The following is a 26,475-nucleotide window of genomic DNA, read 5'->3' as shown; positions in this document are numbered from 1 at the left end:
CGTTTTTTAGGGAGCAAGGAGGATTTTGGATACTTGTTGGAGCTGGAGGAGTGAGGAGTCGGGATCAATCCACAGTCAATGGAATACCTTAAAGACGTGAATAAGGTATGGGAAAGGTGCGCTATTCTGGGTCTACCATCACCTATACTGCACTTAGCCCGGGCAAAGATTGGTTGAAAGGTAGGCGAAGTGTGGAGGAAAGCAGCTATGTTCCACCTATGGGACACCTATGCCCGATCTATACCGGGGTAAAGGTGGTTGAAAGGTAGGCGAAGTATGGAGGAAAGCAGCTATGCTCCACCTATGAGGCACCTATGCCCGATCTATACCGGGGTAAAGGTGGTTGAAAGGTAGGCGAAGTGTGTAGGAAAGCAGCTATGCTCCACCTATGAGGCACCTATGCCCGACCTATACGGGGGTAAAGGTGGTTGAAAGGTGGGTGAAGTGTGTAGCAAAGCAACTATGCTCCGCCTATGAGGCACCTATGCCCGACGTATACCAGGGTAAAGGTTGTTGAAAGGTGGGTGAAGTGTGTAGCAAAGCAACTATGCTCCGCCTATGAGGCACCTATGCCCGACCTATGCCCCGCGGTGATCTATCCCAAGGCAAGGACCTTAAAGGTCGGCGTAGTCGTACCGAAGCCGTGTCACACTGTATTAAAGCTATGCGAAGTATACAGCAAATCTGTAGTAGCCAAGACCTCATCTCAAGCAATAAATCTATACGTAAAGAGTCAGATATTCCATTACCAAATTCATATTTCTAACCTTGCGCTAACTTAAAAAAACGAAATTGGATTTACACACTAAAATAATGTAAACTTTAATAATAAAATATAAAGCATGGTGAATGACTGTGACCGAATATATGAGAATTTGTAATAGTGAAGAAGAGACCAGGAAGCTGGCAGAGGAAATTGGAAGTCGCCTGATTCCCGGATCTGTAATTGCGCTTGAGGGAGACCTTGGTGCAGGCAAAACAACATTTAGCAAGGGAATTGCTAAAGCAATTGGTGTAACAAGAAATGTAAATAGCCCGACCTTTACCATTATGAAAGAATATAAAGGGAAATTTCCACTTTATCACATGGATGTTTATCGAATTGAAAATGAAGAGGAAGATTTCGGGTTTGAAGAATATTTTGAAGGTGAAGGAATTACGATCGTCGAGTGGGCTCATCTGATAAAAGGACAATTGCCGGAAGAGCTTTTGACCTTATATTTATATCATGATGGGAATGATAGACGGAGAATTGTAGCTGAACCAAAAGGTGAATTTTATGAAAAGCTATGTGAGGAGATATTTTAATGAATGTATTAGCAATTGATACATCTACGAATGTCCTGGGAGTGGCTGTTGCTAATGAAAAAGGGATTATCGGAGAGCAAATAACATTTACAAAACGAAACCATTCAGTACGGGCGATGCCTTCCATAGAAGCAATTTTGAAGGAATGCGGGCTTAAGCCAGGAGACCTTGATAAAATCGTGGTGGCAAAGGGGCCAGGTTCTTATACCGGCGTAAGAATTGGCGTAACGATTGCCAAGTCTTTGGCCTGGAGTCTAGGCATTCAATTATCAGGCGTATCAAGTTTAGAGGCGCTTGCCCTGAATGGCAGATATTTCAATGGTTTGGTATGTCCACTGTTTGATGCAAGAAGGGGACAGATTTATACAAGTCTTTTTAAATGGGATAATGGAGAGTTAGTTAGATTGGAGGAAGACCAGAATGTGTTGGCCATTGAGTGGGCTGAGCATTTAAAATCACTCAATCAACCTATACTATTCATAGGCAATGATGTTCCTATTCATATCGAGGCCCTAACAGAAATTCTTGGAGATAAGGCTATTATGGCACCTTTATCGTTGCATCAGGCCAGGCCGGGTGAATTAGCATTGCATGGCATGAATCTGCCTGGTGATGATATCCACACCTTTGTCCCCAATTACGTACGTTTAGCAGAAGCTGAGGCGAAATGGTTAGAAGCTCAAGAGAAACAGAGGGAAGAGTAATGAATCAGACGATTACATTTCGTAAGATGACTGTAGAGGATCTTGATAGTGTGATTGAGGTAGAGCATGCTTCTTTTACTTTGCCATGGAGCAAAGAAGCTTTTTATAATGAGCTGATGAACAATCAATATGCGTATTATTTGGTAGCAGAGGACCAGGGGAAAGTAATTGGTTATTGCGGTACTTGGTTCATCCTCGATGAGGGCCATATCACGAATATTGCTGTATTGCCGGAATGGAGAGGCAAAAAAATCGGGGAAGAATTAATGGTACGTATGTTGGGCAAGGCACAAAGCATGGGAGTGAAAAGAATGACTCTCGAGGTACGGATCGGAAACCAAACTGCTCAAAGTCTCTATCGAAAATTGGGCTTTAAAGACGGTGGCATAAGAAAGTTTTATTATACAGACAATATGGAAGATGCATTAGTAATGTGGGTGGAATTATGGTGAATAAAGAAAATCAAATCATATTAGGTATAGAAACCAGCTGTGATGAAACCGCAGCAGCAGTAATAAAAAATGGCCGAGAAATTCTTTCAAATGTTGTAGCTTCTCAAATCGAGAGCCATAAACGTTTTGGCGGAGTCGTTCCTGAAATTGCTTCAAGGCATCATGTTGAAGCAATTACCCTTGTAGTTGAAGAGGCATTGGAGAAAGCAGAAATCTCTTGGGATGATCTTGATGGAATTGCGGTTACTGAAGGTCCTGGGTTAGTGGGAGCTCTCTTAATAGGCGTAAATGCGGCAAAAGCATTGGCTTTTGCTCATGGAATTCCACTTATTAATGTACATCATATCGCTGGACATATATATGCAAACAGAATTCTCACTGAGTTTTCCTTTCCCCTCCTTGCATTGGTTGTATCCGGTGGCCATACGGAGCTGGTGTTGATGAAGGAGCATGGAGCTTTTGACGTTATAGGGGAAACAAGAGATGATGCAGCCGGTGAAGCATATGATAAGGTAGCTCGTACGCTAAAGCTACCTTATCCGGGCGGCCCTCATATTGATCGACTGGCGCATGAAGGTCAGCCAACAGTTAAACTGCCTCGTGCATGGCTAGAAGAGGATTCATATGATTTCAGTTTCAGCGGATTAAAATCGGCTGTTATAAATACATTGCATAATGCCAACCAAAAAGGTGAAGTGTTAGCTCCTGAGGATCTGGCTTGCAGCTTTCAGGAAAGTGTAATTGATGTCTTAGTAACTAAAACCGTAAAAGCAGCAGAGGAGTTCCAGGTGAAACAAGTACTGTTAGCCGGCGGGGTTGCTGCCAATAAAGGATTAAGAACTAAATTAGAAAAAGCTTTTATAGACAAAAAGGAAGTAGAATTGATTATACCTCCACTTTATTTATGTACAGATAATGCAGCAATGATTGCTGCAGCAGGTAGTATTGCATTTGAAAAAGGCAAACGAGCTGCCATGGACTTAAATGCAAATCCAGGATTGATATTGGAATAAAAAATGAGGCTGGGACATAACTAAATTTGCTGTGTCCAAAACCGAACGATGTATTGAATTTTTATTAAACTAAATAGAAAAAGCCGAACTATTATTAATAATGCTTAAACTGCACTTTATAATAGTTCGGCTTTTTTAGTTGCTGGAAACCTTTTGTCCCAGCCTTATTTTATTGGTAAAAAAATTGATTGAAAAGTAAAAGCACTCGAATAATTGTGGATAACTACGTGTTATCAACAGATTCTGTGGATAAAAGATTTGAAATCTGTGGATAATGTGGAAAAATCAAAATAAACCTTATTTTATAACTTTTTTAATGTGGATAAAAATGTTGATAAAAACCAAGCCATCCCTAACTTGGTTTTTTATCTTGATTTATTCGTCTTGTAGAGAAGTCCACTCTTCCATTAATGCTTCCAATTCTTCTTCAGTTGCTGTAAGAGTTGTCTGGATTTCCAATGATTTCTCATGGTCCTGATAGATTTCCGGATCACATAATTGTGTATTTAAATCGGATATCCGTGTATCAAGTTCTTCAATGGTAGTTTCAATTTCTGCGATACGTCTTTGGCGTTGGCGCTCTTTCTTTTTAAGCTCCTTGTCCTCCTGATAAGTAGTTTTATCTGAAACAGGGCGATTGTTGGAGATAGAATCCGCTGGTTTTTCCAGTTCAGCGAGTTCCGCTTGTTCTTGTTTTTTCTGAATATAGTAGTCATAATCTCCCAAGTATTCAATTGTACCATCTGCTTTCATTTCCAATACTTTATCGGCAATTCGATTGATAAAGTAACGGTCATGGGATACAAAGAGGAGAGTGCCTGAATAATCAACCAGTGCATTTTCAAGCACTAATTTACTGTCCAAATCCAAGTGGTTGGTCGGCTCATCTAAAATTAAAAGGTTGGCTTTTTGCATCATTAATTTTGAAAGAGCCAGCCGTGCTTTTTCACCACCGCTCAAGGTAGAGACAGTTTTCATTACATCGTCTCCGCTGAATAGAAAGTTTCCTAATATGGATCGGATATCCTTTTCAGGTTGGTTAGGGAAGTCATCCCATAACTCATTTAGCACAGTTTTGTTGGACGATAGATTAGCCTGCTCTTGATCATAATATCCGAGTGTCACATTGGCACCGAGCTGAAAATCTCCATGCAAAGCCGGAATTCTGTTAATCAATGTTTTTAATAAAGTAGATTTCCCTACCCCATTAGGACCAATCAGTGCAATGCTTTCTCCTCTAGTGATTCTAAAGTTCAAGTGGCTGGCAACAGGTGCTTCATATCCAATAGACAAATCATTTGCCTGAAGAACTTCATTACCACTTTGCTTTTCAATCTCAAAGGTAAAATTAGCTGATTTTTCATCGCCCAAGGGCCGATCCATTACTTCCATACGCTGCAGGGCCTTTTGCCGGCTCTGGGCTCGTTTAGTTGTAGATGCTCTGGCCATGTTTCTTTGGACAAAATCTTTTAATTTTGCAATCTCATCCTGCTGTTTTTCATAAAGCTTTGCATTACGTTCGTATTCCTCTGCCTTTTGCTCTAAGTATCTGCTGTAATTCCCTGTATATTTCTTAATTGATGTTCGGGAAAGCTCCATTACTTGATGGACAACCTTATCAAGGAAATAACGATCATGGGAAACAATTAGGATAGCGCCAGGGTAAGATTGAAGATAGCCTTCGAGCCAGCTTAATGTATCGATATCAAGATGGTTGGTCGGCTCGTCTAGAATCAGTAAATCAGGTTTCGTTAATAATAATTTACCTAGTGCAAGCCTGGTTTTTTGGCCGCCGCTTAAGGAATTAATAGATGTAGTATAATCATAATCCGAGAAACGCAGACCGTGTAAGACAGAACGTACATCTGCTTCCATTTGGTAACCGCCAGAATTTTTAAATTGCTCCTGGAGACGATCGTAATCTTTTAATACCCGGTTATATTTTTGTTCATCATTGTAGACAGAAGGATCAGCCATAGATTTTTCCAATAATCTCAATTCATCTTCTTGTTTTTGTAAGCCTTCAAAAACAGAGATCATTTCATCCCAAATAGAGCGGTCTGATTGGAGACCGGTATTTTGAGCCAAATATCCAATCGAAACATCTTTTGGCTTATAGATCTCCCCACTGTCATGTGAAAGGTGACCTGCAATGATCTTAAGCAGGGTGGATTTTCCTGCACCGTTTCTGCCAACAAGTGCTATACGGTCTTTCGTTTGAACTTCGAGCTTAATAGTAGATAAAATTGCTTCAGCTCCATAATATTTGGATACATTATTAACTTGTAAAATAATCATATTCTCACCTCAAGAAGTACATACCTTAAGTGTAGCCTACTCTTGATAAGCACCGCAACTTAATAGAAAATTTGTGAATACTCACACAAAAATTACCAAAAATGATAGAAATATTATAGAATAGGAATAGGAGAATAAACTTTCAGTGAATTTACGTGCTTTATTAATCAGGAAAGATCCCATATGATTGGTATCGCGGAGGTAACCTGGAAACAATCAGAACCGCTAGTCCTAGTATTTTGCTCGAATATAAAATTAACGAATCATTGATAAAAAAGCGGCGTATTATACATAGCTAAGATAGTTAGAATTATGGTAGTGAAGAAAACTTCTGATATAATTTCTATGTGGTACCCGGGCACTCCAAGGATTAGATATTGATTTTATATGGAAAAAAGCTGAAAATATGAATAGATTAATTATTCGTATAATCTTAAAAACGAAAGTAAGAAATAACAGCTGTTTCAGCAATACTTGATTAACCTTATATGTTATGTGCAAAGCAATCGAAAAATCAATGGTTATTGAAGGAAACTATCATCATTGGAAAACCGGGGGGGTAAAACCAGTCGGGATTATCAAAGGCAGTTTTGATATATGGAGTAACGATTGACAAGAAAGAATAGGGAGAAGGGAATTAATTTTGCAAGAAAATACTAAAATACCGCAGGCTACAGCCAAACGACTTCCATTATATTATCGTTTTATACAAAATCTACACGCGTCAGGAAAACTACGAGTTTCTTCCGCAGAACTAAGTGAAGCTGTTAAAGTAGATTCAGCTACTATACGAAGAGATTTCTCGTACTTTGGTGCTTTAGGTAAAAAAGGGTATGGTTACAATGTTAATTATCTATTATCCTTCTTTAGAAAAACTCTCGATCAAGATGAGATTACAAAGGTAGCTCTAATTGGAGTCGGGAATCTAGGTACAGCTTTCTTAAATTATAATTTTATGAAAAATAATAATACAAAGATTGAAATGGCGTTTGATGTTTCTCCTGATAAAGTAGGAACCCTTATAGGGGATGTTCCGCTCTATCATATGGATGAACTGGAGAAAAAACTTGAAAAGCAAGATATTAGTGTAGCTATTTTAACAGTTCCATCACAGGTTGCCCAATCTATTACAGATCGTTTAGTGGCTGCGAACATTAAGGCTATTTTAAACTTTACGCCGGCACGTCTGAATGTGCCAGACAGCATTCGTGTCCATCATATTGACCTTGCAGTCGAATTGCAATCATTAGTATATTTTCTTAAACATTATCCATCCGGAAATACGGAAGATACAGAATAAAAAATCTCGAAGGTTTTCCCTCCGAGATTTTTTTTGTTATTCTTTTGGTTTTTCACTTTTCATTTTCTTTATTTGCTTATGAATCATCACCAAGCGGATTCCTGAACCAACATCAAGTGTAGCCAGTATGATCAGGAAATAGGTAAAGAAATCCCAACCGCTGCGTGATACATTTTGAACAGCAAAAAATATAAAAATAGCACCTAAAATTAAGTAAGTCGTTGCCATATACAACGGTGAACGTCTCATAACAAACCTCCGATAAAGCTTTGAACTTTATTAAGCTCTTCCATATTTTTTAATATATCATCTTTGTAAAGTGATTGTACGATTACAACTAATGTATTCATAGTAATGTGGGCAAAAATAGGAACAAGGATTCTCTTTGTTTTAACATATAAATAAGCAAATGTGAATCCCATTGCTGTATAAAGCAGGATATGTACAAATTCCATGTGAGCAACGGCAAAGATCAGTGAACTGATTAACGCGCTCAGGAAGAAATTCAATCGCTTGTGTAATGTGCCAAAGATAATTTTCCTAAAGACAATCTCTTCTAAAAATGGCCCAAGTACAGAACTGACTACCATAACAAGCGGTACTGCCTCAATGAGACCGAGTATATTCTGTGTATTTTCAGACCCGGTAGGAATACCAATAATTCGTTCGATATTACCAGCTATAGATTGTGAAAACAAAGCAAGAAATACTCCGCCAATTGCCCAGCCGATCGAAGCTCCCACACTTGCCTGATCGCCTAAGCTTCTATTATTTTTTTCATATCTCAGTAGGACTAGAGTAATGATAGAAGCCAGAATAAAGCTTATAACAATCCAATACCCTGCAGCCAATACTTCTATCCGTTCCGCGGGGATATTCGTGTTCGATAAGAAAACCAGCATAATTGGGATACCAAGAATAGAAGAAAATTGCATGGCAATATAGGTAATGAGAATTGACCAGTAATATTTTTTCAAATAGAAAAACTCCCTTAATCTTTTATATAGATATTAGATTGCGTATATCTTTAATTTTAACCGTTTTTACCTCATAGTTACAATTGCGAAACATTTTCCTTCTCTTCATCTACCAAACTGAAATAAAAAGGATATTTAGACCTTATTTGGGTAAGATAAATAAATGGTGATAAAATTTAAAAATTTTAACTAATATTACTTGCAAATCATTGGTTCTTTATTTAAACTATAAATTGTGTTAGCACTCAACGATGATGAGTGCTAATAAAAATGGAGATAACTTTAAGGAGGTAGTTTTACTTGTTAAAGCCACTAGGAGATCGCGTTGTGATTGAACTTGTCGCACAAGAGGAAAAAACTGCAAGCGGCATCGTGTTACCAGACACTGCCAAAGAAAAACCATCTGAAGGCAAAATTGTAGCGGTAGGAACAGGCCGTGTCCTTGAGAATGGTGAGCGAGTAGGATTGGAAGTATCTGAAGGCGATCATATTATCTTCTCTAAATATTCAGGTACAGAAATTAAATACGAAGGTAAAGAATACTTAATTTTACGTGAAAGCGACATTTTGGCCGTTATTGCTTAACGAAAATGTCGATTAAAAAATAAGACATAACAAAAAAATCGAGGAGGTAATTTACGTATGGCAAAAGATATTAAATTTAGTGAAGAAGCTCGCCGCGCTATGTTACGTGGGGTAGATGCATTAGCTGATACAGTAAAAGTTACACTTGGACCAAAAGGACGTAACGTTGTTCTTGAAAAGAAATTCGGTTCCCCACTTATCACAAATGATGGTGTAACAATCGCAAAAGAAATCGAGCTTGAAGACGCGTTTGAAAACATGGGTGCTAAATTGGTTGCAGAAGTAGCAAGCAAAACAAATGAAATTGCTGGTGACGGTACAACTACTGCAACAGTTCTTGCCCAAGCTATGATTCGTGAAGGATTGAAAAACGTAACAGCTGGCGCTAACCCAATGGGCGTTCGTAAAGGGATTGAAAAAGCTGTTTCTGTTGCAATTGAAGAATTACAAGCAATCTCCAAACCAATCGAAGGCAAAGAATCCATTGCACAAGTTGCTGCGATTTCTTCTGCTGACGAAGAAGTTGGCGCTCTAATTGCTGAAGCAATGGAACGCGTTGGTAACGACGGAGTTATCACAATCGAAGAATCCAAAGGATTTACAACTGAACTAGATGTAGTAGAAGGTATGCAATTCGACCGTGGATATTCTTCTCCATACATGGTAACAGATTCCGATAAAATGGAAGCTGTACTAGAAAATCCATACATCTTGATCACAGATAAGAAAATCTCTAACATCCAGGAAGTACTTCCTGTCCTTGAACAAGTTGTTCAACAAGGTAAACCTTTATTGCTAATCGCTGAGGATGTTGAAGGTGAAGCACAAGCAACTCTAGTTGTGAACAAACTTCGCGGAACATTCAATGCAGTAGCTGTTAAAGCTCCTGGATTCGGTGACCGTCGTAAAGCTATGCTTGAAGATATCGCTGCATTAACTGGCGGTGAAGTAATCACTGAAGAACTAGGCCGTGACCTTAAATCTGCTACATTAACTTCTCTTGGACGCGCTGCGAAAGTTGTTGTTACAAAAGAAACAACTACAATCGTTGAAGGTGCTGGAGAAACTAGCGAAATCGGTGCACGTATCAATCAAATTCGTTCCCAATTAGAAGAAACTACTTCTGAATTTGATAAAGAAAAATTACAAGAGCGTCTTGCTAAACTTGCTGGCGGCGTAGCCGTTATCAAAGTAGGTGCAGCAACTGAAACAGAATTGAAAGAGCGCAAACTTCGCATTGAAGATGCTCTAAACTCCACTCGTGCTGCTGTTGAAGAAGGTATCGTAGCCGGTGGTGGTACTGCACTTGTAAGTGTGTACAATAAAGTGGCTGCTGTGGAACTTGAAGGCGATGCACAAACTGGTGTTAACATCGTACTTCGTGCTCTTGAAGAGCCAGTTCGCCAAATCGCTCACAACGCAGGCCTTGAAGGTTCTGTAGTTGTAGAACGTCTTAAAAAAGAAGAAATCGGCATTGGCTTCAATGCAGCTAATGGCCAATGGGTAAACATGATCGAATCCGGTATCGTGGATCCTACTAAAGTAACTCGTTCTGCACTTCAAAACGCAGCTTCTGTTGCAGCTATGTTCTTAACAACTGAAGCAGTTGTTGCTGACAAGCCAGAGCCAGCTGGTGCAGGCGGCGGAATGCCTGACATGGGTGGTATGGGCGGAATGGGCGGCATGATGTAATTTGCCCCCAAAACCCTTGATATATAAGGATTTTGAATAAGGGATAAGAGCGATGCTAACATTTTGCTAACATTTCTCGCCCGATTAGAGGCTTCTCATTAATTGAGCAAATTTATGAGAAGCCTCTTTTTTCATTTCTTTAGTTACATGCAGGTAAACGTTTTTCGTTGTTTCATCATCGCAGTGACCTAACCGGTCCATAATTTCCTCTAGTCCTACTCTCGCTTCTGCAAGCAATGATGTGTGCGTATGGCGTAAAGAGTGGGGAGTAAGCTCTGTGTTTAATCCTGCTAACTTCAGTAATCGAGCCATTCGATTTTCGACAGTTTTAATGAAGATGGGATAGCCGGGCTGTCTGTCATGTTTAGCAAAAATGAATCCTTCATCTAGATAAGTTGTACCCAAACGTTCTTTTACTTTCTTTTGTAATTCCATATGCTCTTTGAGTGTTGCAATAACACATTCATCAACGACTATGATTCGTTTTGATCTTCTGGTCTTAGGCGGCACAAGTTGATATTCCAACGTGTTATTAGTCGGATTATAATACGTTTTTGTAATGCTGATGGTATGGTTATCAAAGTCAATGTCTTTCCATTTAAGCGCTACTAATTCACCAACACGCATTCCTGTGTAAGAAAGGGTAAGGAAGATTAAGTAGTCCAAATCCAGTCCTTTCTGAGAGGATGTTTGCAGCAGTAATGCTAACTCTTCCTTTTCCATATATTTAGGGATTTCTTGCTCCTCTAATTCTTCAATGGTTTTTCGATCTTTCTTCAGATAAGCGAATTCTGTTGGATCATTTTTAATGATCCGCATCTCAATGGCCTTCTTGAAAATCATTCTCCCAGTACGATGCACACCATCCAATGTGTTATCAGCATATCCTTTTTCCTTTAAATCATTTAAAGCATCTTGATAACGTTTGGCTGTGATGTCTTTCAGTTTTAATAGAGAGAAGTAAGGTGATAATTTATCGATTTCGTGTTGTCTGATGCGAATGGTGCCCGGTTTCACACTATTCTTCTCACTATACATAAGAAGCCATTCGCTTGAGAAATCCTTGAAGATAACATTTTTCTCTTGCACATATAAACCTTGGTTAATTTCGTACATAAGTTCTGTAGCAGCTGATTCGGCCTCCTGCTTTGTTCGAAATCCTCCTTTCGTCTTTTGTTTTCGTTTGCCGGTAGCGGGATCTCTTCCGATATCGATTACAAAGCTCCAAGTAGATCCGCAAGTGCAACGTTTCTTTTTGCATGTACAGCCTCTTCGATGAAAATGTCCTTTCAATTTCATTAACCTCTTTTCTTTGAAATAATGATACTGCGATTATTTATTATTTCCACTCCGTATGTAGCAGATACGTTTTGTTCATTCACTTTGTAAGTAGAAGAGAGAAGGGATTATTTAAACTTCTTAAATTCCTAACCTACATTGCTTGGGCTTTTTTCTGTTTTTGATTGTTGATCCACATAGCTAAATCGGCTTTTTCTACTCGCTTAGAAGCACCAATATCAAAGTTGGGAATACCACCGTGTTCTATGTTTAGCTTGAATAACTCATAGACTGTCTTTCTTGAAATGCCAAGAAATTGTGCGATGTGTGATGCTGTTAATGTATCGGGGAGAGACTCCCACGTTGTGTATTGTTTTGTTTGACTCATAAGTAAATCCCTCCAGATTGTTTATGTATAAGTTTCGGTTGTTTGTCTATACTACTAATAGTTTTTCGGTAATCATTCCGTATTGGGATACCATTACGGATATACTATCGAAACCCTAATAGGTGAAAAGGCAGTATGAGTGCCTTTTCTGTTAAGTGGTTTTGTATATAAAGAATGTCGGTCGGTAGACATTCGGTTATCCATCCAATACAGATGTGACGTTTTCGGTAATATGTCTACCCTGTCTTAAATATGTCCCGCAACACATCCGATGTAAATCTGATTGATGGTGCGGAAGAAGGGGAGACAGTAACCGATTCAATGAAATATAAAATAAGTAATCGTAATTCCTGATCACTTAGTTGTACGTTTGAAATTAGTGAAAAACGGTTTATAAAAGAGCCATCATCTAAAGCATCCTGCATGGTATCTAAGAGTTGTTGCTTGGACATAAAGATTTCTCTTTCATGTATGAGTTCCTCGTTTTTCTGAGTGATTAGGCTCAATAATTTTTGGTCGGCATGTGTTTTGGCAAGTGCTTCTTTTGTAAGAAGGATGTCGAGTTTGTTCTCGATTTCTTTAATACAGTGTTCTAGGCACTCTTGATGTTGCTGTATGGATTGGCTCATTATCTGTAGCTGTTCATCATCAGATAAGAGTTGTTTTATATAGCGGGGCAACTTCTGATAAACCATTTGATGTAATTCTTCTCCGGGTAATTTGTAAGAACAGGGATCGCAGATGTAATACTGATATTTATATTGTCTGTCTGCTCTTCTTGTAGAGGAGTTCTTACATACCAAGGTTTGCTGACAGTTGCTGCACACCACTTTGTTTAAAAGTAGGAATGGTGTGTTTAAGCGTCCATGAATTTGTTGCAATTGATGGTTGATCTCAATCAGACCCATAAGATTTTTTGGTACTATCGGTGCATGGGAAGAGGGGAAAATAAATGTTCCCGGTTCCTTTCCTTTCCTGATATCCCACTTCAAAGTGCCTGAATAAACGTTGTTCTTCAAAATGGATTCGATACTGCTTACTGCCCATTTTCCATTTTTGGCAGAAGGGACGCCAGCGCTATTCAAACAGTCGGCTATATGCTTCATGGAGTAACCCCAGCTGTGCAAGTAATAAATGAATGAAACGATTTCCGATTGGTTGTTTGGAATCAATTTTTTGTTCACTTGGCTATATCCGTATGGAGTCTTAGACCCTGGCCGTTTTGCTTGATCGGACTGCAGACGACCTGCTAAATCACCTATAGCACGTTCCGATTTTATGCTTGATTCCTGATAGTGCAACATGAAGGAAATCTTGACGTGTTGAGCATCTGGATTCCAGACTTCACTGGATTCAGTCGTAAATACATTGACATTGCCGAATTGGTCTAACAATGGCCGATAAAAGTCGAGGACAAATGTGTAGCCGGTTCGATCCATTCGTGATTCTTCATTAAAGACAACCGTATTTATACCACTTTCAATCATGCGATTTTTTAGCATCATAAGGGCTTTTCTCTGACTGGCTCTTTTGCTGTAAGCACTTGTTACATCTTCAATGATGATGAAGTCTTCCGGTATCGATAATCCTTTATTTTTTGCGAAGTCCAGGATCCTTGCCTTCTGTGTTTCAACGCTATGATTTTGTTGTTGCTTGTAGGAAGAACGGCGTATATAGGCAAAAGCTAGTTGATTCATGATACACTCTCCTTCAAATGCAGGGTGATTTCATTGTCTAAATTAAAAATGTAATCACACTTGTTCACATCGAATTCAATGGACTGTTCGTATAATCGGACATCATTGATTAATAGGTCGCATAGAGCCCTAACATTTAATTCTGCTTGCTTTTCAATCGCTTCAACAGTCAATTGATGTAGTTGTTTGTTTTCTATCAGTAATTGTTGCTTCTTATTTATTTCGTCCACAAATAATAGACAGTCCTTTTGAAGGGAGAGGATTTCCTGATAGTCCTGTCTTTCACACCAATTTTGGTCATAGCCTTCTTTAGAAAATAGAATCGAGTCCTCGGCCTTCTTCAGTAAAACTTCTGTTTTTTCCTGCTCTTTCTTAATCATTCTCTTGATTTCTTTCATTCGGTTAGAAGAATCAACTAGTAGTCGATCTACATTCAGATGCGCTATTATTTTTTCGATTACCTCTTTGGTCGCTTCATTGATAGAAACTGTATCGTAATACACTTTGGTGTGACCCTTAGAACAGGAGAAATAAACTTCAGTTCGGTCAGAATTAAATCGAGGCCTCAGTGACTTTAGGCAATATCCGCATTTGGGATAGTCTATGTACAGTTCCTGAAGCTTTTGTATGTTTGCTATATAAGCTTTAATCAACGGACTCAGTTGTCCTTGAATCTGCAAGAACGTTTCCTTTGTTATGAAGGGGTCTACATGGGGAAGTTGATATTCTCCTTCATGTAAGTCATATCCGGCATAAAATGGATCGGTGGCTATCCGTATGAGAGTGTCATCTGGTTTGGCCAATATTTTTCGGTACTTAGAGAGGAACGAGTTGAAGAGCTCCAGAGAATCGATTTGCTGGATTTCCTCGAAAAACTGTGTCAGGGAAGGCTCAGTTTTCGCTGCCTTCTGATATGTCTTTTGTTTGGTCTTTACGTAACCGTATTTTTTGGGTGGATACTTCCTCCTAGCTTCTACCGTTCTTCTAGCGATGTTCTTCCCTTCAATATCACCAAATAGATTAAGCAACCCTTCTATAAAGATGTCGCCGGTAAAACCCATATGCCCGTTACTTGATGAGGTGTAGATGATTTCTACATTATGTTCAATGCAAGTATGGCAAAACTCCTGTGCCTCATAATAGTCACGAAATAGGCGTGTACGATCGTATGCATACACTTTCTCAACCTTATCTTCTTTGATAAGATTGATAATTTCTGTGATTTTTGGTCGTTGAGCGACACTCAATTTATTCGCGGATGTGTCATCCTCATTTACTTCCACTATTTGTTCTTTGTTGCATAGTTCTCTGTAGGGACGGTCAAATTCAATCTGTGTTGCCAAGTCTTGATTGGCGCTGCTGACTCTTCGAAAGAAAATATGCAGTTTCTGCTTCATTCGTCATCCTCTTTTCTTTGCAATGGTTTAGAAAGTTGGTAGGTCACTTTTGCCGCTAAGGGAATTGGAAGATTAAGTTGTTCCAACAAAATGCGGTTGATTAAGTGTTGCATCCACACCTGTATTGCTTTGTTGTCTTCGTTTACTGTCTGTAGTTTGACTACTTTGCGCATTTAGTTCACCTCATCATGCATCATTGACATGGAGATGAATGGTTTATACCTAAGAACTGTTAGGCAAAGAATTGTCTAGATCCTCAAGTGGTAACCGTAATTGAGAGAATGCTTCCTCTGTATTTACTTTGATGAAGACTGTAATTGTTTTCTTTTGTTGACCAGGGAAAGGAAGGTTAATCAATTCTTTCTTCAAATGACTTTACCCGCTCTTTCTCATAAGCTATGAAGCTATGAAATAGGAAAGAAGATATAAATCCCTGTTTCAGTAGTACATGACACTTCTCTTGTAGCTGGATGTTACGTGTATATTTCATAGAGCCAATCCTCTTTTACGTAGTTTCTTTATCTTTTGGATCGTAGTATTCCGTATCTTTTCCTCAGTTCTTGATGGAGTTGATTGTTTGTTCATGTGGAATCACCTTCCTGATTAAGTTTCGGCAGTTCATCCAACTGCCAAGTTATCTCAACCATTTGAAGGGGAAATATCAAGAGGTAAATTATAGAATTTTTCAGTTATAGCCATAACTGAAATGGAAGGAAGAATGAAGGATATAGTGCTTTTTCAGGTTAGCGGGTTATCTAATGAATAAAGATACCTACCCCTATCTCAAGAACCATGAAAGTTCTTGGATAAAAGGAGTGGTATTCATCTACGCCAACTCGATATATATTTAAAAGAAATCAACTAACATTTGCTTAGTTGATTTTTGTATTGCTTGCTAAAGGTTTGGAAGACTTAAGAACAAAAATCTTTGGTTTTTTTAAATATAGTGAAATATCTTTTCTCTCGGAATGTAGCGGCATATGAGTAGGTAACTTTCAACCATGAAATCGGAAATTTTATAGTTTAACAGGAAAGGAGCAAATCTGACAAAAAAAGTTAGATTTGTTGTTTTAAAATTATATTGCCACAAAAAAATATATTGATATAATAATAAAGAGTAAAAAAACTCTTAAAAGATAGATTTTTCCAAGGAAAAGATATGCTGGAGGAATATATAAATCTTTGCAATCAACAATATATACAAAACTAGGTTTTTTATAGAGATAGCTAGTAACATATGAACTAAAAAATACATAATTGGCAAATTTATTTAAAATGCACTGTACAAAACTACAGGGTACTCTTTTAGGAAAAGGGAAACGGTCATTTTAATGTGTGTTCCTTAAAAAATGGAATGCATTTTTTGTTTCTAAAGGTATGCAAAAAGGAACAAGGAGGAAGGTAGAGTGGAACGTGAAAAAAAATACAAAAAGATAATTACCATGTTATTGATCCTACTATGCATAAGCCTTGTTGCTCTAACAGGAACGGAGATATATAAGCATTTTGCACCGAAAGAATCGACCTCTGTTAGTGTGCCAGAAAATTATATTATCCCTGAAGAAGGCGGTAATACAGACAATCAAATAGAGAATACGGAAAATAATACTGGAACAAATAACAGCAATTCCTCGAACGAAGACAATGCTACTACAGAAGGTTCTAACGATGGTTCTAGCGGTGGTTCTAACGATGGTTCTAGCGGTGGTTCTAACGATGGTTCTAGCGGTGGTTCTAACGATGGTTCTAGCGGTGGTTCTAACGATGGTTCTAGCGGTGGTTCTAGCGGTGGTTCTAGCGATGGTTCTAGCGATGGCTCTAACGATGGTTCTAGCGGTGGCTCTAACGATGGTTCTAGTGATGGTTCTAACGGTGGTTCTAACGATGGTTCTAACGATAGCGATAGCAGTAAACCTACATCAACCGTTATATCACTCCATAAAGGGCAGTTCACCGACAATGAGCCTTTTAAGGTAATCAATATGTTGCCAGGTGATTCAGAAGTAAAGAATTTTTGTCTTAAGGTGTCCTATAAAAACTCCGGTAGAATTCATTTTTTGGTAGATATACATAACAAACCAGAAAAATTATTAGAAGTATTGAAACTAAAAGTTGTTCTTCTTAATAGTGGAGATGTTCTCTATGACGGACTAATGAGAGATATGGGTGAATTAGATACTTATACCTTGAAAAAATCAGATGTTGCAAAAACGGAAGAATTGTATTACGAAATATCCACCTATCTTGATGCTTCGGTTGGGAACGAGTATATGGATAGTACGGAATTGAAGGCTGATTTTAAATGGTGGGTAGATGAAAAAGCTAATTTAGTTCGTGCACCTGGTAAGCTAGATTATTCAAATGTAGCCTTATCGCTTGGTTTAATAACAGGTTCACTGCTGATACTAAAACTCTCCTTCCGAAAAAACAAAAAAATAGGGGGCGAGCCGGATGCAAAATAATCAACAGACAGGCAAAAAGTTGAAAACAAGTGTTGCTGCAATTGTCATACTTTCTATTTGCCTTTGTATGACTACCTTTGCTCTTATATGGTCGATGGTGTGGGTAAATAACAATATTTTTAGCACAGGGGAAATAGATATTGATCTTAATGATGGTAAACCAGTTATTGAGGAACATGAGTATCTTTTTAAGCCAGGTATGACCGTTGCAAAGGAGTTCTATATTCAAAATAACAGCACATGTGAAGCTTATTACAAGATATATTTTGACGACATAACAGGTGGACTTGCTGATGTAATGGAAGTGACCATCCGAGACGATAAACAAGTTTTATTCTTTGGAAAACCAAATGAGCTCACAAAACAGATGGTATCTTCAGCTATTGACCCATTACATTTAAAAGAAAAAAAAGAATTAGAAATTGAGTTCCATTATCCGAAAGAAAGTAGTAGTACGCAAAATCCAACACTAACATTTACCCTTTGCGCAGATGCCGTACAGACGAAAAATAATCCAAATAGAGAATTTGACTAAGGAGGAAACAACAAGGAAATGAAAAAAGCATTACATATCATAAAAGCCATCGTGACGTGGTTCCTTATGATAGCGAGTATAGGGATGATGGTGTTTACCATTATTTCTGTAACGACCTTTGATCAGCCAGATCGAAATCTTTTCGGGTATAAACCCTTTATTGTCTTATCTGATTCCATGAGTAAGACAGATTTTAATGCAGGGGATTTAGTTCTTGTAAAAGAAGCCGATCCGTCTACCTTGAAGCAAGGAGATATTATTGCCTATACTTCCACAGGTCCTGACAATTACGGAGAAACAGTTACTCATAAAATCAGAAGTTTAACGACGGATGCGAATGGAAATCCCGGATTTATTACATACGGAACAACGACAAATACAGATGATGAAACAGTAGTTACATATGAATATGTGTTAGGTAAATACGAAACTCATATTCCAAAAGTGGGGGCATTCTTCCAGTTTTTAAAGACTACACCGGGTTATATTTGCTGTATTTTCATTCCATTTATGCTGTTAATCCTCATTCATTTAATGGATAGTATTCGGCTATTTAGAAAATACAAATCCGAACAAAAAGCCGAGCTACAAGCAGAGAGAGACGAAATTGCAAAAGAACGAGCTGAATCTCAAAAGATGATGGAAGAGTTATTAAAATTGAAAGAACAGCTTGGAACAACTAACAATGGTGTAAACAGCAATGATGCTGCTACATATACACAAAGTAACGGTGAAGAGGGGAATCTCTCGACCGATACCAAAAATGTTTTAGGAGGAGAAAGGATATGAAAAAAGGATCTACTAAAAGAGCATTAGTTACGAGCATCGTGTCAACATGTGCGAGCGTAACAATGTTAGCCGGTGCAACATTTGCTTGGTTTACGGATACAGCAAGCACAGGCGTAAACAAAATTCAAGCAGGGACACTAAATATTGGGCTTTATGCTGAAGATGGAGTAACCTCTGTTGAAGGGGAGACTCTTAACTGGAAGACTGCTGATGGAGAAAAGAATGAAATCCTTTGGGAACCAGGGGCTACATACGAGTTAGAACCAGTGACTGTAAAGAATAATGGTAACCTGGCGGCTAAGTACAAAGTTCTCATTACTGGCATCAATGGTGATGCAGAACTTAACAAAGCAATTGAATGGAAAATTGAAGGTGTAAATATTGATAAAGAAAACCAATTAGGTGCTGGTAAAGAACAAGAAATTACAATCAGCGGTACGATGAAAACATCTGCTGGTAATGAGTATCAGGGTAAATATATTGATGGGGTTAGTATTACAGTAGTTGCGACTCAAGATACTGATGATGCGACTTACCCTGTGATTGTTTCCAGTATGGCTGAACTTAATGAAGCTATTGCAGCTGGCGCTACTGTAATTGATGCAAATGGTGCAAACCTGGGTGAATTTTACTATTCCGCGGCATTCCCAGATGGTACCATCCTGAAAAATGCTAAATTCACTTCTTTCTATGGCGGTAAAGCTACAGGGACTGTAACTTTCGACAACTGTGAGTTCGTGACTGAAAAATCTTACTCCGCTCACTTTGATAGTGGTAATGGTAACATTATCTTCAACAACTGCCTGTTTGATGGTTGGAACAGCTTCGGTAAAGATATTACTAATGTTGAAATGAACAACTGTACTTTCCAGAAGTCTTACAAATACGGTTCGTTGCGCTTCTATCAGGATGCACAGTTGAACAATTGTACCTTTGATGATAGTTTCCTATGGATCGATACTAACGTAACAGGCACAACAGTTGAATTCGACAATTGCACAGGTATTGACGGCAAAATCTTCAATAAAATAACAGATAACGTAGAACAAAAAGGGATTTGGATTGTTAATGGTGCAGATATCTCTGACACTGTTGGATCTCACTGACACTGTTGAATCTTGGTAGTTGTTGTGTCTAATATGAAAATGAACTGTTAAATTTTATTATATGCCACCCCGCATAAAGCGGGGGGGCAATCAAAGGGCATTCCCCAATATTTTTGTGTCGTGCCTTTTGATTGCTCATTTATAGCACAATTTAAGGGGGCAAGAAAATTGAAATTATTATATAAACTTAAATACATAATAGAGAGTAATAATTTGGTTAAAATGCTTATGCCCTCCTTGTTGGGAATAATTATATGCATAACCTGTTTAATGGGTACAACGTGGTCTTGGTTTACAGACAACGTTACCACTTCTATTCAAAGTATAAAAGCAGCCAGTTACAATATCACCGTTGATGTTGAAGATGGAGAAAAACTGGAAGAAGGCAAATACATCCTTTCTCAAAAGACAGAGGGAAATGGTTATCAGGTTACTGTAACGGCAAACGAGGCATACGGATCGGCAAGTACAGGGTATTTTAGAATATCCGGGCCGGAAGGTTTTTTACCATTATATAGTACTCAGTTAGCGCCGGGAGAAGTAATGACGTTTACTTTTTATCCTGATCAAAGAGGGGAATATTATTTTGAGAGTGCATGGGGAACGTATTCTAGAGAAAAAGGAATTACAACAATTAATGATTCTGATATAATCGGGACACCAAAACAATCAGAAGAGAACATGGATGATACGGAAGAATCAGCAGACACAGAAATATCGAATGATGCTGCGGATTCAACACCTGCACCTAGACCAAATGAGGAAGAAAATTTAGATAAAGACTTAAATGGAGATTCAGATGAAGAATTAGACGATATAACTTCTACTGTTCAGCCGACTGAAGATCCTGATGATACAGAAAAAACTTTTCCACCACATATATCAAATGGAGAAAGTGTTTCGGAAGATAGTGTAGAACAACCAACAAATGAAACGGCAGAAGAAACTTCTGGAAATACAGAACAGAACTAAGAATAGTCAAACAGAAACCCGACATTCATATTTTTGAGTGTCGGGTTTTTGGCACTATATATTTATGGGGCGCAGTTTTGGCCTGCTGCTCCAGCTCTTGATATGTAAGGGGTTTGGTTGAACAAAAAGTGAAGTGCTCACATTTTGTTCGCATCGTAAGTATTAGATCCTCCAAAATTGTATGTATGGTCTCCGATAGTGTATTTTTTTAAAGCGATGCATATTGAATCGCATCGCTTATAGAAAGGTGAAACCGTCTATATTTATTTGCTAACCAAATGCTAACATTTTGCTAACGAAACCTAATAAATCACAGTAAATCTATGTTAAAGATATTACACTTAAGGCGAGTGAAACACTGATTTGATGCAGTTTCGTTCCACTATGGGGATATATATTACACTTTAAAACCACATGGGCGGCATGATGTAATCTGCCTCTTCCATTAAAAGAAGTATCCTACAAGTTGAAAAACTTGCGGGATGCTTCTTTTTTTTGTTTTTAATGGTGAAAAAAGGATGTACATACACCATTTGAAAATACATAAGTTAAACTGCATTATAGCAAACAGCATTAGCGATAGCTTAGAAAACTAACAATGAATATTAGTCCCTTTTTTAAAAGGGTGAATTGACCAAGACCTTACCACAAACTATTAATCATCGAATTTTCTCCACTTAGGCACCAATAGGTATATAAAAAAATAAAATGGAGTTGAGTAAACAATTTCAACATATTCTTTGCGAAAAGGAGCTATCAACTTGGAAAAGAAGTCAAGTACAACAAAGATGGTTATTGTGATGAGAAAAGATTTACAAATGACAAAAGGGAAATATGTAGCCCAAGGAAGTCATGCTTCTTTAGGGGTTGTGAAGTGGATTGAATATAATGGAACTGAAAATCACAAACAAATTTTAAACAAATGGTTTAATGAAACATTTGTAAAAGTGACTGTTTATGTAGAAAGTTTGGATGAATTATATTCGATTTATCACCTTGCGAAAGAAAAAGAATTACCTGTAAGACTTATCACCGATAACGGATTGACCATGTTCAACGGTGTTAAAACAGATACGTGTCTTGCTATACTTGGCGAGAGAGGGAAAGTGGATGACGTAACTGGTCATTTAAAATTATTATAAATCTTGTAATGATATAGTTTTTGCTAACGTAATCCCATACAATACTGAAAATCACCGTTAAAGATGTTGTACCTCAAATATAGCGAAACCTCAATAGAAGGTACTTTTCGCGCACTTCATTAAAGATTTTACACAATTTCATTCTTAGGGCGGCCATTATGATGTTTAGAATCCGACGTTCGTTAAATAGTAGAATAGGATGATATAAAAAAAGCGCTCCTAGTGTAGCGATGCAGTCCTAACTTACGGATCCAATACACTAGGTACGCTTCTTTTTCTTTATATACATTACGTATATTAAAAATATTAAGAACATTGATGTTGGTTTAAATGGCCTTCTAATAGTTGTTTATAATGCTTTGCTTTCTTATATTGAGTAACTTTGTATAGATATTCAGCTGGATGCTTAGCACTGCTAACAGCGTATACAGCGTTCATATATTCTATGTTAAGTTGTGATTTAGTTTTATTGTCAATTTTGATTGTATTCATGGTAACACCTCATAAACTATTAATTAACTATAACGGAGTATACACCAAATTTTTATCGATTTTTTATATCTAACAGCCTTGTTAGGATGCGAAAAGTCTTTGTTATTTTCCAGAGTTGTGGTTGTTTTTTGAATTTTTAATTATAAAAAAGGATGCAGTACAAGCAATCTTTAATAGTTATGATAAAAGTATTTTCGACTAGAGTCCTCCTTTATTTAGAGATGACTATTAGGTTCAAGTTGTATTACCTATTAAGTTGAAACAGTCCTCTGGGTTACTCCTCAATATTTCTATATTTTACATATCGCCCAGCTCAGCAGTTTCCTGTTACCCTAAGATAATGTGGATTATTTTCGTTAACAAACTAACGACGGCGGTTATTGAATTATTTTTTCATTTAATCTTAATAATCCATGTAATCATTAGGAAGATAGGAAGATGTCAATGGAACAAAAATATTTAAAAAAGGGCGGGCTTATTGCTTTCATCGCGCTATTATCGATGACGCCTCCTCTGGCAACAGACTTATATATGCCTTCGTTGCCTGAAATGACAAACTATTATCAAACAACCTCGTCAGTTACAAGCTATACAATGACGATATTCTTTATTTTTATGGCAATTGGTATCCTCATTCTTGGCCCGATGAGTGATAAGTACGGACGAAAGCCAGTCCTGTTGGGCAGTATCCTTGTGGCACTGACCTTTAGTATCATCTGTGCAATTTCACCGTCGATTTGGATCTTGATTGCAGCCCGGGCAATTCAGGCATTTGGTGCAGGAGGGATGGTTGCCATCTCTACAGCTTTGATTAAAGACAGCTTCGAAGGAAAAGAGATGTCTAATGTTTTGTCAATCACGCAGGCGATCGTTCTGCTTGCTCCAATGCTAGCGCCTATTTTGGGCGCGGTTATTTTAGCCTTTTTCAGCTGGAAGATGACATTTGTTGCTCTAGCTGTTCTATTCCTAGTATCACTTATAGGAGGATTTCTTTTAGAAGAAACTTTGCCGCAGGAAAAGCGAGTATCTGGCAGTACATTTAAATCTATCTTAGGGCTTACAAGTATTGTGAAGGATAAGAAGTTTACCAGCCTATTGCTTGTTGTTGCTCTCTTAATGGCACCGTTTATGGCATATCTAACACTCGCTTCATACATTTATATAGATGGATTTGGCATCTCGGAATCTGCCTTCAGCCTTTACTTTGCCGGTGCAGCTTGTATAGGTTTGATTGGACCATTTCTTTATATGCGTGTTGGTGGCGGTTCGATAAAAAAATCGATCAATATCGCCTTTGTAATTGTCACAATATCTATCTGCCTGCTCTTCTTAGTAGGTTCCATCAGCCCATTTGTATTTCTTGTATGCTATGTGCCCTTCACGGTTATCACGACATATCTCAGACCGATGGTGTCAAATACGCTATTATCTATGCAAAAGTCAAATGTCGGAGCAGCTTCAAGTCTAATGAACTTTGGCTTTACAGTGATCGGCAGTGTAGGGATGATGGTTGGGTCACTCCAGTGGGGAGATTATATTAATGGCTTGAGCATGACAATGCTGATTTTCCTCGTTTTATCCTTGTTATTATGGATCTATTGTTTGCAAAAAAAAATTATTACGGATTAAAGGCTTGATTTTAATAAAAGAGTTGCCACAGGATGATGTCTTGTCGGCAACTTTTTTTTATTTGGATTATTGCCCATCTCAAAAACCTAATTTATTTTCCGCTGTTCTTAGTCTTTGGATAATTTAAATTGGGTCAAGGTGAAAATTTCCGGGCTTCTTCTGCTGTCTTTTTTGCATAAATCCATATTTCTGTAAAAGACTAATTCTGATAAGAAAGGGGAGAAGATTGAATGCATTATGGATATATTGGTCCTGGCACAAATCCAGGCCAGCTCGTACAAAAAAAAGGACGCTATATAACAGGATTTTCTGTGGGGATTTTATACCTAGATGAAGATTCCTATCCTGTCATTCCCGGCAATGTCGCAAATTATTCAACCTTTCCGTTTCCTGTTCATTATAAATTGGTTCCCGGCTGTACGGGTCAGCGTCTTTTAAATAATGATCGAACACTGGAAAAAGGGATTATTGATGCAGCTATGCAACTTCAAAGTGAAGGAGCAAAAGTTATTTCAAGTGCGTGTGGGTTCTTTGGAAACTTTCATAAGCAAATAGCAAATGCATTAGAAATTCCTGTCTATCTGTCTAGCCTCGTTCAACTGTCTATGATTCAGGTTGGATTAAAGCCAGGACAAAAAATTGGTATATTAACAGCCTATGAAAAAGGATTGACGGATTCCCTTTTGAAAACGTGCGGAGTTACAAACAGATCTAATTTGATCATTGGTGATTTGAGCCAGGGAGAAGAGTTTTCATCCATTTCGAATGGAGCAGGTACGTTTAATAATGAAAAGCTGAGGGATGAGGTTGTTAAAAAAGCAATTGAGATAAAGGAAAAGCATCCTGAAGTCGGAGCCATCTTATTAGAATGCAGTGACCTGCCTCCCTATGCATTTGATATCCAGCAAGCAGTGCAGCTGCCTGTGTATGATTTTATTACACTCATTAACTGGGCACATTATGCAAATAGCCAAAGCCCATATTATGGATTTATTTAATAAAGTGAATGAGTGAAGACAAACACAAGTCCAAAGAGCTTGTGTTTTTTAATATTTATCTTTGCTGGCCTTATAAAATTATATTATTTTTCTGTATCTTATGGCAAACAAGAGAGAGCAATATGAGTCAAAAAAATGGAAGTAGAAAGCACTTTCATGAAATGATTTTTTCTTGTTAGTATACTAGTATAATAAAAGGTGTTCCAAAAAGATTCCTCTAGAACACTGACTTCCGGGAGTGTGAACAGTAGTGAAAAATAGGGCGAGGGATTTTTATCAACCTAAAGTGTTGAATGAATCCATCTTGGCTTTTTATCGTCTTCAAGGATTGAATAAACATATGACTGGGTTTCATCAATTCGAATCACACAGTACATATGAGATTTATGTACTTGAAGAAGGGCAATGCAATTATTTTATTCATAATAAAATATATGATCTGCAGCCAGGAGATATCATTCTTTTGGATGGATTAACTTTGCATAAGTCAAATACCACATCTCCTGATACCTATGTACGGAGTATGGTTCATTTTTCTCCAGTGTGGTTGGAGAGTATGTTGTCTGTAATAGGAATGCCAAATCTTTTGGATCCTTTTCAAAAGCTGAATAACTGTATACTGCGGACAGGATTTGATTCCTCAGGTCAGTATGTGGCTGAGAAAATTAAGTGGCTTGAAAAGCAGTTGGAAGCTATAGACGAGGAATATAAATGTACAGGTAAAATCAATGTCCTATTGGAAACTGAACTGAAGGTTGAATTTCTTCAACTGTTGATAAAAATTTATAAAATGAGCGAATGTCAACAACTCCGAGTCGTACAGAAGAAAACGGAAAAAAAGCGACATGCTGAAAACATTGCCTCGTGGATTAATCAACACTACTGTGAAAAAGTCAGCTTGGAACGTATTGCTAAAGAGTTAAATTTAAATAAGTACTACGTTTCTCATGTTTTTAAAGAGGTTACCGGATATACAGTCATGCAATATGTAATGGAATGCAGGCTAATTCAGGTAAAGTATTTATTGGAAATGAAACCTGATCAATCAATGGAAGACATTTTTCTATCAACTGGGTTTGAAAGTGCTGCCCATTTCAGCCGCTTTTTTAAAGAAAGAATCGGGATGACACCTACCAGTTATCGAAAGATGAAAAGAAGCCAAACGTTTGATCCATCTTGCTCTTCTGTGAGCAAAGTTTAATTGTTAGATTAGAAGCAAAATGTAATTTAGTATGCTCACAATTGAGCAATATCTGTTAGA

General features: G+C 37.9%; 25 protein-coding genes. 16 read left to right on the top strand and 9 right to left on the bottom strand.

Annotation, left to right across the window (positions count from 1 at the left end; translation table 11 throughout):
• Positions 1-849: 849 nt before the first annotated feature.
• The 4 genes from tsaE to tsaD are packed head-to-tail and all read left to right on the top strand — an operon-like array spanning position 850 to position 3,477.
• The gene (tsaE, locus tag A8L44_RS18375) at positions 850-1,308 is read left to right on the top strand and encodes a tRNA (adenosine(37)-N6)-threonylcarbamoyltransferase complex ATPase subunit type 1 TsaE (RefSeq protein WP_066110012.1); all 459 of its coding nucleotides are present in this window, start codon (positions 850-852) and stop codon (positions 1,306-1,308) included.
• Positions 1,308-2,012 carry a tRNA (adenosine(37)-N6)-threonylcarbamoyltransferase complex dimerization subunit type 1 TsaB gene (gene tsaB / locus A8L44_RS18370; protein ID WP_066110009.1) on the top strand — a complete coding sequence of 235 codons (705 nt, stop codon included), beginning with the start codon at positions 1,308-1,310 and terminating at the stop codon, positions 2,010-2,012. The genes tsaE and tsaB overlap by 1 nt, the downstream gene beginning before the upstream one ends.
• Positions 2,012-2,464: a ribosomal protein S18-alanine N-acetyltransferase gene (gene rimI / locus A8L44_RS18365; RefSeq protein ID WP_066110006.1), complete on the top strand. Its 453-nt coding sequence runs from the start codon at positions 2,012-2,014 to the stop codon at positions 2,462-2,464. The genes tsaB and rimI overlap by 1 nt, the downstream gene beginning before the upstream one ends.
• Positions 2,461-3,477 carry a tRNA (adenosine(37)-N6)-threonylcarbamoyltransferase complex transferase subunit TsaD gene (tsaD, locus tag A8L44_RS18360; RefSeq protein ID WP_254654741.1) on the top strand — a complete coding sequence of 339 codons (1,017 nt, stop codon included), beginning with the start codon at positions 2,461-2,463 and terminating at the stop codon, positions 3,475-3,477. The genes rimI and tsaD overlap by 4 nt, the downstream gene beginning before the upstream one ends.
• Before the next feature lie 375 nt (positions 3,478-3,852).
• Here tsaD and A8L44_RS18355 read toward each other — a convergent pair whose 3' ends face one another.
• A complete protein-coding gene (locus A8L44_RS18355; RefSeq protein WP_066110000.1) occupies positions 3,853-5,775 on the bottom strand; it encodes an ABC-F family ATP-binding cassette domain-containing protein in 1,923 nt (640 codons plus the stop codon).
• 640 nt (positions 5,776-6,415) lie between these two features.
• Here A8L44_RS18355 and A8L44_RS18350 point away from each other — a divergent pair.
• The gene (locus tag A8L44_RS18350) at positions 6,416-7,075 is read left to right on the top strand and encodes a redox-sensing transcriptional repressor Rex (protein ID WP_066109997.1); all 660 of its coding nucleotides are present in this window, start codon (positions 6,416-6,418) and stop codon (positions 7,073-7,075) included.
• Between the two features lie 36 nt (positions 7,076-7,111).
• Here A8L44_RS18350 and A8L44_RS18345 read toward each other — a convergent pair whose 3' ends face one another.
• Together A8L44_RS18345 and A8L44_RS18340 are read right to left on the bottom strand one after the other, a co-directional pair.
• On the bottom strand, positions 7,112-7,324 hold the full coding sequence (locus tag A8L44_RS18345; RefSeq protein WP_066109994.1) for a YdiK family protein: 213 nt from the start codon (positions 7,322-7,324) through the stop codon (positions 7,112-7,114).
• Positions 7,321-8,052, bottom strand: a complete 732-nt coding sequence (locus tag A8L44_RS18340; protein ID WP_066109993.1) for a CPBP family intramembrane glutamic endopeptidase — start codon at positions 8,050-8,052, stop codon at positions 7,321-7,323. Before A8L44_RS18340 ends, A8L44_RS18345 begins: the two co-directional genes overlap by 4 nt.
• 300 nt (positions 8,053-8,352) lie before the next feature.
• Here A8L44_RS18340 and groES point away from each other — a divergent pair, with 300 nt between their 5' ends.
• On the top strand, positions 8,353-8,637 hold the full coding sequence (groES, locus tag A8L44_RS18335) for a co-chaperone GroES (RefSeq protein ID WP_066109990.1): 285 nt from the start codon (positions 8,353-8,355) through the stop codon (positions 8,635-8,637).
• 57 nt (positions 8,638-8,694) lie between these two features.
• Positions 8,695-10,329 carry a chaperonin GroEL gene (gene groL / locus A8L44_RS18330; RefSeq protein ID WP_066109987.1) on the top strand — a complete coding sequence of 545 codons (1,635 nt, stop codon included), beginning with the start codon at positions 8,695-8,697 and terminating at the stop codon, positions 10,327-10,329.
• Positions 10,330-10,413: 84 nt separating this feature from the next.
• Here the strand turns inward: groL and A8L44_RS18325 are convergent, their stop codons facing one another.
• From A8L44_RS18325 to A8L44_RS19060, 5 genes are all read right to left on the bottom strand, one after another.
• Positions 10,414-11,628: a tyrosine-type recombinase/integrase gene (locus tag A8L44_RS18325; protein ID WP_441294141.1), complete on the bottom strand. Its 1,215-nt coding sequence runs from the start codon at positions 11,626-11,628 to the stop codon at positions 10,414-10,416.
• Between the two features lie 133 nt (positions 11,629-11,761).
• Complete coding sequence (locus A8L44_RS18320) at positions 11,762-11,995, bottom strand: helix-turn-helix domain-containing protein (protein WP_066109981.1); 234 nt, start codon at positions 11,993-11,995, stop codon at positions 11,762-11,764.
• A gap of 236 nt (positions 11,996-12,231) precedes the next feature.
• Positions 12,232-13,692: a recombinase family protein gene (locus tag A8L44_RS18315; protein ID WP_066109976.1), complete on the bottom strand. Its 1,461-nt coding sequence runs from the start codon at positions 13,690-13,692 to the stop codon at positions 12,232-12,234.
• Positions 13,689-15,089 (bottom strand): recombinase family protein, encoded by a 1,401-nt coding sequence (locus A8L44_RS18310; RefSeq protein WP_066109973.1) that lies wholly within the window; start codon positions 15,087-15,089, stop codon positions 13,689-13,691. Before A8L44_RS18310 ends, A8L44_RS18315 begins: the two co-directional genes overlap by 4 nt.
• On the bottom strand, positions 15,086-15,262 hold the full coding sequence (locus A8L44_RS19060; protein WP_175354332.1) for a hypothetical protein: 177 nt from the start codon (positions 15,260-15,262) through the stop codon (positions 15,086-15,088). The genes A8L44_RS18310 and A8L44_RS19060 overlap by 4 nt, the downstream gene beginning before the upstream one ends.
• 1,233 nt (positions 15,263-16,495) lie before the next feature.
• On the opposite strand from A8L44_RS19060, the gene A8L44_RS18790 reads away from it, so the two are divergent.
• The 6 genes from A8L44_RS18790 (at position 16,496) to pth2 (ending at position 22,095) form a co-directional block, all read left to right on the top strand.
• Complete coding sequence (locus tag A8L44_RS18790; RefSeq protein ID WP_066109970.1) at positions 16,496-17,551, top strand: hypothetical protein; 1,056 nt, start codon at positions 16,496-16,498, stop codon at positions 17,549-17,551.
• Positions 17,541-18,086, top strand: coding sequence for a TasA family protein (locus A8L44_RS18300; RefSeq protein ID WP_066109967.1), 546 nt, complete (start codon positions 17,541-17,543; stop codon positions 18,084-18,086). Before A8L44_RS18790 ends, A8L44_RS18300 begins: the two co-directional genes overlap by 11 nt.
• Positions 18,087-18,104: 18 nt before the next feature.
• Positions 18,105-18,875 (top strand): signal peptidase I, encoded by a 771-nt coding sequence (locus tag A8L44_RS18295; RefSeq protein ID WP_066109965.1) that lies wholly within the window; start codon positions 18,105-18,107, stop codon positions 18,873-18,875.
• On the top strand, positions 18,872-19,981 hold the full coding sequence (locus A8L44_RS18290; protein ID WP_066109962.1) for a TasA family protein: 1,110 nt from the start codon (positions 18,872-18,874) through the stop codon (positions 19,979-19,981). Before A8L44_RS18295 ends, A8L44_RS18290 begins: the two co-directional genes overlap by 4 nt.
• A 168-nt stretch (positions 19,982-20,149) precedes the next feature.
• Positions 20,150-20,953, top strand: a complete 804-nt coding sequence (locus A8L44_RS18285; RefSeq protein ID WP_066109959.1) for a hypothetical protein — start codon at positions 20,150-20,152, stop codon at positions 20,951-20,953.
• 761 nt (positions 20,954-21,714) lie between these two features.
• Positions 21,715-22,095 carry an aminoacyl-tRNA hydrolase gene (gene pth2, locus A8L44_RS18280; RefSeq protein WP_217491090.1) on the top strand — a complete coding sequence of 127 codons (381 nt, stop codon included), beginning with the start codon at positions 21,715-21,717 and terminating at the stop codon, positions 22,093-22,095.
• A 306-nt stretch (positions 22,096-22,401) separates the two neighbouring features.
• Here the strand turns inward: pth2 and A8L44_RS18275 are convergent, their stop codons facing one another.
• On the bottom strand, positions 22,402-22,587 hold the full coding sequence (locus tag A8L44_RS18275) for a hypothetical protein (RefSeq protein ID WP_066109956.1): 186 nt from the start codon (positions 22,585-22,587) through the stop codon (positions 22,402-22,404).
• 444 nt (positions 22,588-23,031) lie between these two features.
• On the opposite strand from A8L44_RS18275, the gene A8L44_RS18270 reads away from it, so the two are divergent.
• The 3 genes from A8L44_RS18270 (at position 23,032) to A8L44_RS18260 (ending at position 26,415) form a co-directional block, all read left to right on the top strand.
• Entirely contained in the window at positions 23,032-24,216 is a 1,185-nt protein-coding gene (locus tag A8L44_RS18270; protein ID WP_175354330.1) for a Bcr/CflA family efflux MFS transporter, read from the top strand.
• Between the two features lie 230 nt (positions 24,217-24,446).
• The gene (locus A8L44_RS18265) at positions 24,447-25,214 is read left to right on the top strand and encodes an aspartate/glutamate racemase family protein (protein WP_066109954.1); all 768 of its coding nucleotides are present in this window, start codon (positions 24,447-24,449) and stop codon (positions 25,212-25,214) included.
• A gap of 250 nt (positions 25,215-25,464) precedes the next feature.
• Positions 25,465-26,415, top strand: a complete 951-nt coding sequence (locus tag A8L44_RS18260; RefSeq protein ID WP_077248203.1) for an AraC family transcriptional regulator — start codon at positions 25,465-25,467, stop codon at positions 26,413-26,415.
• Positions 26,416-26,475 lie beyond the last annotated feature (60 nt).

This window comes from Bacillus sp. FJAT-27986 (assembly GCF_001685035.1).
Taxonomy (GTDB): domain Bacteria; phylum Bacillota; class Bacilli; order Bacillales; family Pradoshiaceae; genus Pradoshia.
This window is presented reverse-complemented; position numbering and strand designations above follow the sequence as displayed.